The sequence below is a fragment of the Planktothrix sp. FACHB-1355 genome (assembly GCF_014748295.1).
Lineage (GTDB): Bacteria > Cyanobacteriota > Cyanobacteriia > Cyanobacteriales > Aerosakkonemataceae > Aerosakkonema > Aerosakkonema funiforme_A.
The window spans coordinates 1-10195 of the sequence record NZ_JACJUP010000105.1; the positions used below are offsets into that span (position 1 = coordinate 1).

The following is a 10195-nucleotide window of genomic DNA, read 5'->3' on the forward strand; positions in this document are numbered from 1 at the left end:
TAACCCCTAACCCCAAACGATTGGATTATTTATCTCAATAATTTAAATATTCAACCAGCCGCAACAAAATTTCACGGTTGTGTTTACCCGTCGAGGTATACTCGAACTTAGTCCTGGGCACAGTCGGAAGAAGAGTCACTAAATTAGAGATTTTGTCAAGAAGTTTTTTAGAATTATTTGCAATAATGAACTGAGAACTCTTGACAATAAGATGGGTCATCACCTCATACCAGAGAAAGGAAAGCCTTGGAGCCGACGACAAATTTTGCAACTGGGATTGGCAGGCGGTATCGGTGTAACAGGTGCGGCGATCGCACTTTCTACCCTGATGCCAAAACGAACATCACAGGTAAAGATACCGCCAATCCCGAACGATACGCCTAACTTTGGCAACGGCATCAACCCGATGTTACTGCTGCGGGATTTCGACTACGGCACCGTCAAGCGAGAGAACGGACGCACGATCAGAGAATTTCGCCTCACTGCCAGTAATTCCACGCTGCAATTGAATAGCGCTGTCACTTTTAATACCTGGAATGTGAACAATCGCGTGCCTGGGCCAACACTGCGAGCCAGGGAAGGCGATCGCGTGCGAGTCCTCTTCTATAACAAAGGCGGACATTCCCACTCCCTGCACTTTCACGGCACCCACCCTTCCGAGATGGATGGAGTCAAACCGATCGCCAACGGTAAAGCCACAATTTACGAATTCGACGCCCAACCCTACGGCGTCCACCTTTACCACTGCCACGTCGAACCGGTGACTCGTCACATCGGCAAAGGACTCTACGGTATGTTTATCGTCGATCCGCCGCGTCCGCGTCCGCCCGCTGATGAAATGGTGCTAATAATGGCAGGTTACGACATAAATGACGACAACCGCAACGAACTTTATGCTTTTAATGGCTTGCCGCACTATTATATGCACCATACCATTCCCATTTACACAAACCAGTTGGTGCGATTGTACGTCCTCAACATGATTGAGTTTGAAGCTGCTGTCACCTTTCACCTGCACGCGAACTTCTTTGATGTCTACCGCAGCGGGATGTCTCTAACTCCCAGCGAAACAACCGACGTGATTACGATGGGTATAGCTGAGCGTCACATTCTAGAATTCACCTACCGGTATCCGGGGAAATATATGTTTCATCCCCACCAGGATCAGATCGCCCAAGCCGGTTGTATGGGTCAGTTTGAAGCGATGGGCTAGGGGTTAGGGGTTAGGGGTTAGGGGTTAGGGGTTAGGGGTTAGGGCGTCGGGGAAGAGGGAGGAGGAGGAATTTTTGAATGATTGACTTTCCCTAATCCCTAATCCCTAACCCCTAACCCCTAACCTAACCCCTTTTTGACTTTTGACTTCCCCTAGTTGGTGAATAATTTGCAATTTACTTGACAAAAATTCTCACTAGCTGCAAGATAGTTAATTTGATAGCTTCAACAGAATACCGTTGCAAAACTCGGTTTAGAGGGCAGGTCATCGAACCAAATTCAAGGGTGCCTGCCAGTAATACCCGCTTAAAATTTTGGGAATTAAGATGATGTTTCCTTTTCGTTCTCTGTCACTTGCAATTTCGATCGCCTGCCTAGTTGCCCTCGCGTCCTGTGGCGGTACTCAAAACACAGAGAGTACCTCAACACCCGCCCCCACCGCCAGTCCCGCTGCTGCCACCGCCACTCCGGCAGCGACAGAGGTTACCAGCCACAACATGAGCGGCAGCAAGCCGAAAATCAACATCAATTCGGCAATTTTGTCAGAATTAGATAAATTAGAAGCTAAATTGGGCGTTCCAGCATTATCCAACAAAATTCAAGCCAGTCGTCCCTACGGCAGCGCTGAAGAACTGGTATCCAAAAAAGTAATTACCCAGGAACAGTTTGACCAAGTTAAAGATATGGTGACGATCGAAGATGTCGTCCTCACCGGTGAAGCCAAAGATGTTGACTATATGACCAAACTAGGCTTAATGAAAGGACATCTTTTAGTTGCCAAAGAACTGCTGGATGTGCAACAACCAAAACAAGCCGAACCTCACATCGGTCACCCGGTAGAAGAAATTTACGTTGATGTGGAAGAGCAACTGAACGAGCGCAAAGTTAAAGAATTCAAAACAACCCTCATAAGTTTGCAGGATTTAGTCAAATCCAAGCCAAAAGACGCCAAAATAGCCACAGAGTTTGGTACTTCTATGCAGGCGGTGGATGCGGCGATCGCAGGAATACCCGAAACACAAAGAAAATCGCCAGATTTTGTGCTAAAGGTAATTAACGGATTGCTGGATGCAGCTAACTCAGAGTACGGGGCAGCGATCGCAAATGGCAAAGTGTCTGCGGCAATTGAGTATCAAGACTCTCGCGGTTTTGTAATCTACGCCAACACTCTTTATCAGTCGATCGCCGATAAAATGGCTAAAGAACATCCCCAAGAACATCAGGCGATCGAAACCAGTATGGCCGAACTCATCAAAGCTTGGCCCTCCGCTACCGCGCCAGCCGCACCCGTGCTAACACCAGCGCAAGTGTCCCAGCTGATTAAGACAATTGAGCAGAACACTCAAAAAGTCACAACAAGTGCGTCATAGGTAATGGGTAATGGGAGCGAAAATAATTCCCATTACTCCATCCCCAATTCCCAATTCCAATCACTAAGACCCAACAGAATGAGAGAACTCGACAACAAAAAGGCGACCGACATCCTCAATAAAATCATGGAATTTGAACTGGCAGGAGTAGTGCGTTATACTCACTACTCCCTGATGGTAACAGGCCCCAACCGAATTCCGATTGTAAATTTTTTCAAGTTGCAGGCGACCGAATCCTTAACTCATGCCCAACAAGTAGGAGAAATTCTCACAGGTTTAGAGGGGCACCCTACCCTGCGAATCGCTCCTATTGAAGAAACATACAAACATTCCGTGCGAGATATATTGGAGGAAAGCTTAGCTCACGAAAAGAAAGCTTTAGACCTTTATAAAGCTCTTCTAGATACAGTTGAGAATGCCAGCATTTACCTGGAGGAATTTGCCCGCACGATGATTGGTACAGAAGAAATGCACAACATAGAAATAAAAAAGATGTTACGAGATTTTAGTTAATAGACATTAGTCATTAGTCATTAGTTAGCGGTAATTAGTTAGTTTTTGACTTTTGGCTTTTAACTTTTAACTTTTAACTTTTGACTGAGTGACTTTTGACTTTTGACTTACTATGGATTTTAGTTCAGCTTTACCCACATTTATCATTACCCTGCGAGAAGGGGTTGAAGCCGCTTTAGTAGTCGGAATTGTCCTAGCTTTACTCAAAAAAGCAAAACGAACCAAACTCAACCCGTGGGTTTATGCCGGTGTCGTGGTCGGACTTCTAGCCAGTGCGCTAGTAGGCATACTATTTGGCTGGATAATTCAATTCCTGGGCACATCAAATCAGCAGTATACTCCTGTCATAGAGCCACTGCTAGAGGCTGTTTTTGGTGTCGCGGCGATCGTCATGCTCAGCTGGATGCTGATTTGGATGACCCAGCAAGCGCGTACCCTCAAAGCGCAAGTCGAGGGAGCTGTCGCTAGTGCCCTCAAAGACGACGCCGCAGCCGGTTGGGGCGTTTTTAGCTTAATTTTAATCGCCGTGTTGCGAGAAGGCTTTGAAACAGTTCTGTTTATAGTTGCCAAATTTCAACAAGGTTCGATCCCAGCTATTGGCGCACTTAGCGGCATAGCAGTAGCTGCTGGTATTGGCGTGCTTCTTTTTAAATGGGGCATCAAGATCGACATCCGCCGCTTCTTCCAGATTATGGGAGTTTTATTACTCCTAATTGTGGCAGGTTTAGTAGTTTCATCAATGGGAGATTTTGACGAAGCCGTGAGAAGTCTGTCACAGATGAATCGCGAGTCAGAATCTCTATGTTTTTACTACGAAAGGTTTGCCAAAAACCCCTCCTGCATTCTGGGGCCAATGGTTTGGAATGCTACCCAAGTTCTGCCACAAGACAAATTCCCCGGCATTATCCTGCACACCTTGTTCGGCTATCCTGACAAGCTGTACATCGTGCAAGCAGTGGGTTATTTGCTGTTTTTAATTACGATTGGCGGTATTTACTTCCGCAGTTTGGGAAGCAAAAATCCAGTATCTACCAGAAATGGCAATATCCCTTCATCAGCTGCTGAAAAATCCATCCGTTCTTAAAAAGTAGGGTGGGTATTGCCCACCACATTTAAGAGCAATAAAAGTAGGTGGGCAATGCCCACCCTACTAAACTTAAGCTCTGTCTATCATTCCTTTAGCTCTGTCTTTGAGGTCTTCCTTCGCGTGCATAGCAGCTGCTTGCTCCTGCTTCATCTGACCTTCTACTTTGTCTTTGGGGTTGCCAGTAACTTCGCTCATGGCTTCTTGAACTTTGCCTTCAATATTTTTGGCAACTGCATTTAAACGATCTTCAACGCTCATATTAAACTCCTTGACAAAATTGAGTGACTATTTACCAAAAAGCTGGTTATTTTTCAAGCTCTTCTGTAGCCTAGTATGATATTTTTATTTGGCAAACAGGCTCTTTCGCTGGAAGGATTTAAATAGCGATCGCACTCAATCAAAACTGCATCAAAAATTCTAACTTTAGCCTGATGCACAAAAGAGAGAAGTAGGAAAAAACCCGGTTTTTAAGAAAAACCGGGTTTATGGCGGAGTTCCACCCATCTTGCGTCAATTTGGCGGACTGCTAGGGATTAGTTTTGTGCAATGAAGAATCAGTTTTCTTCCTGATACCCTAGTCTCCAGCCTCTTTTGACTTTTGACTTTTGACTTTTCTACAGACCCAGCTGGTTACCGCGCTTATACTGCATATATGCGGCGACAAACAGCCCAGCCAGGGTCACGAGTACCAAGCCGAGCACAATTCCGGAAAGTAGGGGTTCTACCACGTCAGATCTCCTTGAATGTTAAAGTTTATTACCTCTTATTCATACTACTACTAGGGATAACCGCGACAAGAAGCAATCCAGTAAGATGTTAAAACTTGCTTAGGTCTTGCCAGTTAAGGCGGTTGAACTCTGTGGGGCAAGATATTCTCCCTTCTCTCGGCTTGCCTGGATTGTCTAGAAATTTTAAGCTATGTATATGAATAAAAATTTCTTTGTACTTTCTCATCGTGCTGGGCAACCATGTGGAAAAGCAGGTAACTAAACTAGAAGCGGCGATCGGGCAGCTTACCTTGATGGCTCTAGCAGTGGTGCTGGCAGTCCTCGTGTTTATGGTCGCCTATCATCAGTGGCAGATATCCGATCCTTATGTCAAGAATGTTTTATCTCTGAAAGGCGATGGAATTCGCGGTCATGCTATCTTCCAAATGAACTGTGCTGGATGTCACGGGTTGCAGGCAGATGGTAGAGTTGGCCCAAGCTTGCAAGGTGTCTCCAAGCACAAATCTCCAGTTGGTCTGATTCACCAAGTCACAAGCGGCGACACACCACCCATGCCACAATTCCAACCCAGCCCGCAAGAAATGGCAGACTTGCTCAGCTATTTAAAGCAATTGTAGTCAAGCGATCGGTCATCCGATGCAAGGATTTTGGATTTTGGATTGGCTGGGCATTAAAAGGACGGCTCTTGAATTTCGGAAAAATTTTTTGATGATTTGCCTTGAAATGCAACTTATCTAATCGTAGGGCGGGTTAGGCACAGGCGATCTAAAAGTCAAAAGTCAAAAGTCAAAAGTCAAAAATAGGAATTTCTTCCCTCTTCCCTCTGCCTTTCCCTCTCCCCTCTTCCCTCTTCCCTCTTCCCTTTTCCCTAACCCCGACGCCCTAACCCCTAATCCCTAACCCCTTTTAACTAAATTGCTGAGCATAAAAACGCGCATAGCGCAACCCCGCTGCCAACAATTCCTCGTGAGTTCCCGATTCCACTATTTGCCCCTGCTCCAATACTAAAATTCGATCGGCTCTTCGCACAGTAGCCAATCTATGGGCGATAATAAAAACAGTTCGGTCTTTCATTATTCGTTCCAGGGCTTCCTGTACTAAAGCTTCCGATTCCGAATCCAACGCGGAAGTCGCTTCGTCGAGGATGAGGATTCTGGGATTGTGCAACACAGCGCGTGCGATCGCGATCCGTTGGCGCTGTCCTCCCGATAAGTTTACACCCCTTTCTCCTACCCAAGTTTGATATCCTTGCGTTAACTGGGTAACAAATTGGTGTGCGTTGGCGATTTCCGCCGCAGCTTGCACATCTTTGAGGTCGAAATCGGTTTGACCGAACGCGATATTTTGTGCGATCGTACCGGAAAACAGAATCGTTTCTTGGGGAACTATACCGATTTGTCGGCGCAAACTTTTTAGCGTCACATTCTGGATATCGATACCGTCGATGAAAATTTCGCCGACTTGGGGGTCGTAAAAGCGCGGTAACAAGTTGAGGAGAGTAGTTTTACCCGCACCCGAAGCGCCAACTAATGCGATCGTTTCTCCCGGAGTTACCAACAAATTCATATTTTGCAGAACAGGTTTATCCGGTGAGTAAGCAAAGTCGATCTGGCGATATTCTACTTTTCCAGTCACGGGAGGAAGTTCGACAGCATCCGACTTTTCCACAACTGAAGGTTGAATTATCAATAATTCAAAAATGCGATCGCTAGACGCCTGACCTTGTTTAAACTCATTATAATTGCTCGTTAACAGCGAAATCGGATCGATTAATAATGCCACTGCTGCTACATAACTAACAAATTCCGCGCCAGTCAAATTCCCTTGAGAAATTTGCCATCCTCCCAGGAAAAATAGCAAGATAACGCACATTGCTTCCAAAAAACCGACTACCACAAACTGAATTGCTTTCAGCCGTTCTGCCAAATATTTCGCCTGTCGGTTATGTTCGGCTTCTTGTGCAAATCGTTTCACTTCATATTCCTCAGCCGCGAAAGCTTGCACGAGGCGAATCCCGCTGAAAACTTCTGTCAGCAAAGCGGATAAATTGGAAATGCGATTTTGACTGCGGCGAGAAACGGTGAGAAGTTTTTCGCCAAACCAGCCAATCAATAATGCCATCAGCGGTGCTAAAATAAAAGTTGCCAGCGTTAGTTGCCAGTTGAGATAAACCATGTATCCCAACACAACTATTAATTGCAATACGCAGGGCACAAATTGGTGAAAAACTTTGTTGACAACTTCGCCAATTCTATCGATATCTTCCGTGAGACGATAGGATAAATCCCCGGTTTTAGCAGTTTCAAAATAACTGAGATTGAGACGCTGCAAATGTGCGTAAACTTGCTTGCGGAGGTCGAGGGCAATTTTCAAAGCAGCTTTCGCCATCAGAGAATCTTGAGAGTATTGCACAATTCCCCGGATAAAGAAGATTATGGCACTGAATCCGGCGAGTTGTGCGATCGCACCCACATTTCCCTCACCGATGTATCCGGCGATGCGACCCGCCAACCACGCCAGGATCGGCCAGAATACAGTAAATGCTAGCGTACAGCTTAACGCGAGAGCGATCGTTTTCCACTCTTGGCGGATGTAGGGGAGGAGTTGGTAGTAACTAGAACGAGTTTTCAAGGCAATATCCGGGATAAACTGTGCATTGAAATAGGCTATCAGGTTTTAGCACGATTCTTTGTCGCTAAATCGCGTTTGCTCTCTAAAAAAGCAGCTTCTTCAATTTTGATTCTTTCTCGGATAATGCGTTGCAGCCATAATCACAAAAAAGCAGTAGGACGAAAAGCCCTACCGCCAGTTAACCCAAAGGAGAAAACTTGCCCAAACTAAAAACCAATTAATTCTCGCGTTTCTAAACCAGCAAGTTGTTGTGCGAGCGCCAGTCTTGCTTCCAATTTGGCTACAGCAAATTGATTGCGGAGATATTCTAAGTGTGCGATCGCATTCGTCTTTTCCGTATTTAATTGCATCACCAGATCCAGCGCCTTTTGATATTCCTGATTGAATTGCAATAATTGAAAGCGATGCGCCCTGCGTTGAGATTCATTTTTTAGTTTTAAATTAGCCGCCACTAGCATATCCGCTCTGCCTTCAAAAGCATTAATTAGCTGCCGCATAGCAGACAATTCATAATCTATTTCAGCGATTGTTTGGGCGGCTTGGCAAATAGCAAGGGGATAATCACTGAGTTCGATCGACAACACATTTCCTCACAAAAAAAGGCTATGGGAAGAATTTCAAATATCAGATTGCAGATTTCAAATTTACAAAAATTTGCAAAATTATCGATTTGAAATCTTAAATTTGAAATCTGAAATTATTTAAGCGACGAGTTCATGCCGTTGGGAATGGGCGGAAATCTCCGGAATATTGAGAGGCAGTTGCTCAACTTGCGGTAAAGCCGCTTTTTCCAAAACTTCTACTTCAATACGCACAGAAACCAGGTAAGAACCGCCTTTTTCGCCAATAGCTTCGGCAATCAGCTTAGCGAGATCGGGACGCTTAGCGGTGAGAGGCTCTCGCAACGTGCAACGATCCCAGTCTTGCTTGGCGTTCGGATTGAGGCTGAGAATGTAGTGCTTATTCATGGGGCAAAAACCTAAATCCATCCTCTAAAAGGTCGCTAGTGAGCCATTTCCAAGGAAACTGGGCTCGATGACCGTACCCTTATATTATAGTACACTTGTACTGTAAAAGCAACCGCCTGCGATCGCTTTGGCTCGATCGCAGTTTGAGGTAAGAAAGGTAGGGAAAGTAGGGAAGTTGCAGAAATTATCTTTGATATCCGCCATCGCTCGATCGAGCGTAACTGCTTTGTCAAGGCAATTTTGTGAGTTTTTCCCTGTGGCGATCGCACTTTTGGTGTCCCAGCCGATCGGTATTGCAACCTACCCAGGCAGGGATAGAGTAATCTAGATTAGATCTGCAAGTTGAATCTTTCCCAAGCAACCAATTTCATGACTGCAACATACACCCAGCCAAAGCACGAAGTCAAAGACCTTTCCCTTGCCCCCCTCGGAAAACAACGCATAGAATGGGCGGGACGGGAAATGCCCGTGTTGCGCCAAATTCGCGATCGCTTCGCCGCTGAAAAGCCCCTCGCTGGCATTCGCTTAGTCGCCTGCTGCCACGTTACCACCGAGACTGCAAATCTCGCCATTGCACTCAAAGCAGCTGGTGCAGACGCCGTACTGATCGCCAGCAATCCCCTCAGTACCCAAGATGACGTAGCCGCTTGTCTCGTCGCCGAATATGGCATCCCCGTATTCGCGATCAAAGGCGAAGACGCAGAAACCTATGTCCGCCACGTCCAAGTTGCCCTGGATCACCGTCCCAACATCATCATCGATGACGGTTGCGATGTGGTAGCTACTCTGGTAAAAGAACGCCAAGATCAACTTTCCGAAATCATCGGTACTACCGAAGAAACTACTACTGGTATCGTTCGTCTCCGCGCCATGTTCAAAGATGGCGTACTCACCTTCCCCGCCATCAACGTCAACGACGCCGACACCAAACACTTCTTCGATAATCGTTACGGCACCGGTCAATCTACCCTCGATGGTATTATCCGCGCCACCAATATCCTGCTAGCCGGTAAAAATGTTGTCGTCGCCGGATACGGCTGGTGCGGTAAAGGCACCGCCCTCCGCGCACGAGGTCTGGGCGCTAACGTAATTGTGACAGAAATCGATCCGACTAAGGCGATCGAAGCAGTTATGGACGGCTTCCGCGTCATGCCAATGTCAGAAGCCGCACCCCAAGGCGATTTATTTATCACCGTCACCGGCAACAAGCACGTCATTCGCAGCGAACATTTTGACGTGATGAAAGACGGCGCAATTGTTTGCAACTCCGGTCACTTCGATATCGAAATCGACCTCAAAGCGCTTGGTGCCAAAGCCAAAGAAGTCAGAACAGTGCGGAACTTCACTGAAGAATACCGCCTGCAAAACGGTAAATCTGTTATCGTGTTGGGCGAAGGTCGTTTGGTCAACTTAGCAGCCGCAGAAGGACACCCCAGCGCCGTTATGGATATGAGCTTTGCTAACCAAGCTTTAGGTTGCGAATATCTGGTGAAGAACAAAGGCAAACTCGAACCGGGTATCCATTCCATACCAGTCGAAGTTGACAAACAAATTGCACGCTTGAAGTTGCAGGCAATGGGGATTTATATTGATAACCTCACCCCAGATCAAATCGAGTACATGAACTCCTGGACATCCGGAACATAAACAAGTAGTAAGATGTATAGAAACCCGGTTTCTCAGAGA

At 46.2% G+C, this 10195-nt stretch carries 12 protein-coding genes; 6 read left to right on the forward strand and 6 right to left on the reverse strand.

Annotated features, from left to right (window positions below; all coding sequences use genetic code 11):
• The first annotated feature begins 211 nt into the window (after positions 1-211).
• From H6S82_RS07410 to H6S82_RS07425, 4 genes are all read left to right on the forward strand, one after another.
• Positions 212-1213: a multicopper oxidase domain-containing protein gene (locus tag H6S82_RS07410; protein WP_190465011.1), complete on the forward strand. Its 1002-nt coding sequence runs from the start codon at positions 212-214 to the stop codon at positions 1211-1213.
• A 325-nt stretch (positions 1214-1538) separates the two neighbouring features.
• Positions 1539-2582 carry a helix-hairpin-helix domain-containing protein gene (locus tag H6S82_RS07415; RefSeq protein ID WP_199315290.1) on the forward strand — a complete coding sequence of 348 codons (1044 nt, stop codon included), beginning with the start codon at positions 1539-1541 and terminating at the stop codon, positions 2580-2582.
• A 78-nt stretch (positions 2583-2660) separates the two neighbouring features.
• Positions 2661-3095, forward strand: coding sequence for a ferritin-like domain-containing protein (locus H6S82_RS07420; RefSeq protein WP_190465010.1), 435 nt, complete (start codon positions 2661-2663; stop codon positions 3093-3095).
• A 112-nt stretch (positions 3096-3207) separates the two neighbouring features.
• Positions 3208-4179: an FTR1 family protein gene (locus H6S82_RS07425; protein ID WP_190465009.1), complete on the forward strand. Its 972-nt coding sequence runs from the start codon at positions 3208-3210 to the stop codon at positions 4177-4179.
• A gap of 72 nt (positions 4180-4251) precedes the next feature.
• On the opposite strand, the gene H6S82_RS07430 is transcribed toward H6S82_RS07425, so the two are convergent.
• Entirely contained in the window at positions 4252-4440 is a 189-nt protein-coding gene (locus H6S82_RS07430) for a CsbD family protein (protein ID WP_190465008.1), read from the reverse strand.
• Between the two features lie 356 nt (positions 4441-4796).
• On the reverse strand, positions 4797-4910 hold the full coding sequence (petG, locus tag H6S82_RS07435) for a cytochrome b6-f complex subunit V (RefSeq protein WP_190465007.1): 114 nt from the start codon (positions 4908-4910) through the stop codon (positions 4797-4799).
• Positions 4911-5122: 212 nt separating this feature from the next.
• On the opposite strand from petG, the gene H6S82_RS07440 reads away from it, so the two are divergent.
• Positions 5123-5527, forward strand: a complete 405-nt coding sequence (locus tag H6S82_RS07440; protein ID WP_242056852.1) for a cytochrome c — start codon at positions 5123-5125, stop codon at positions 5525-5527.
• A gap of 289 nt (positions 5528-5816) precedes the next feature.
• Here H6S82_RS07440 and H6S82_RS07445 read toward each other — a convergent pair whose 3' ends face one another.
• The 4 genes from H6S82_RS07445 to H6S82_RS07460 form a co-directional block, all read right to left on the reverse strand.
• A complete protein-coding gene (locus tag H6S82_RS07445) occupies positions 5817-7541 on the reverse strand; it encodes an ABC transporter ATP-binding protein (protein WP_190465006.1) in 1725 nt (574 codons plus the stop codon).
• 206 nt (positions 7542-7747) lie between these two features.
• Complete coding sequence (locus tag H6S82_RS07450; protein ID WP_199315289.1) at positions 7748-8122, reverse strand: hypothetical protein; 375 nt, start codon at positions 8120-8122, stop codon at positions 7748-7750.
• A gap of 120 nt (positions 8123-8242) precedes the next feature.
• Positions 8243-8509 carry a hypothetical protein gene (locus H6S82_RS07455; protein ID WP_190465004.1) on the reverse strand — a complete coding sequence of 89 codons (267 nt, stop codon included), beginning with the start codon at positions 8507-8509 and terminating at the stop codon, positions 8243-8245.
• A 35-nt stretch (positions 8510-8544) separates the two neighbouring features.
• Positions 8545-8778: a hypothetical protein gene (locus tag H6S82_RS07460; protein WP_191056120.1), complete on the reverse strand. Its 234-nt coding sequence runs from the start codon at positions 8776-8778 to the stop codon at positions 8545-8547.
• Between the two features lie 100 nt (positions 8779-8878).
• On the opposite strand from H6S82_RS07460, the gene ahcY reads away from it, so the two are divergent.
• Entirely contained in the window at positions 8879-10156 is a 1278-nt protein-coding gene (gene ahcY / locus H6S82_RS07465; protein WP_190465002.1) for an adenosylhomocysteinase, read from the forward strand.
• Positions 10157-10195: the final 39 nt, after the last annotated feature.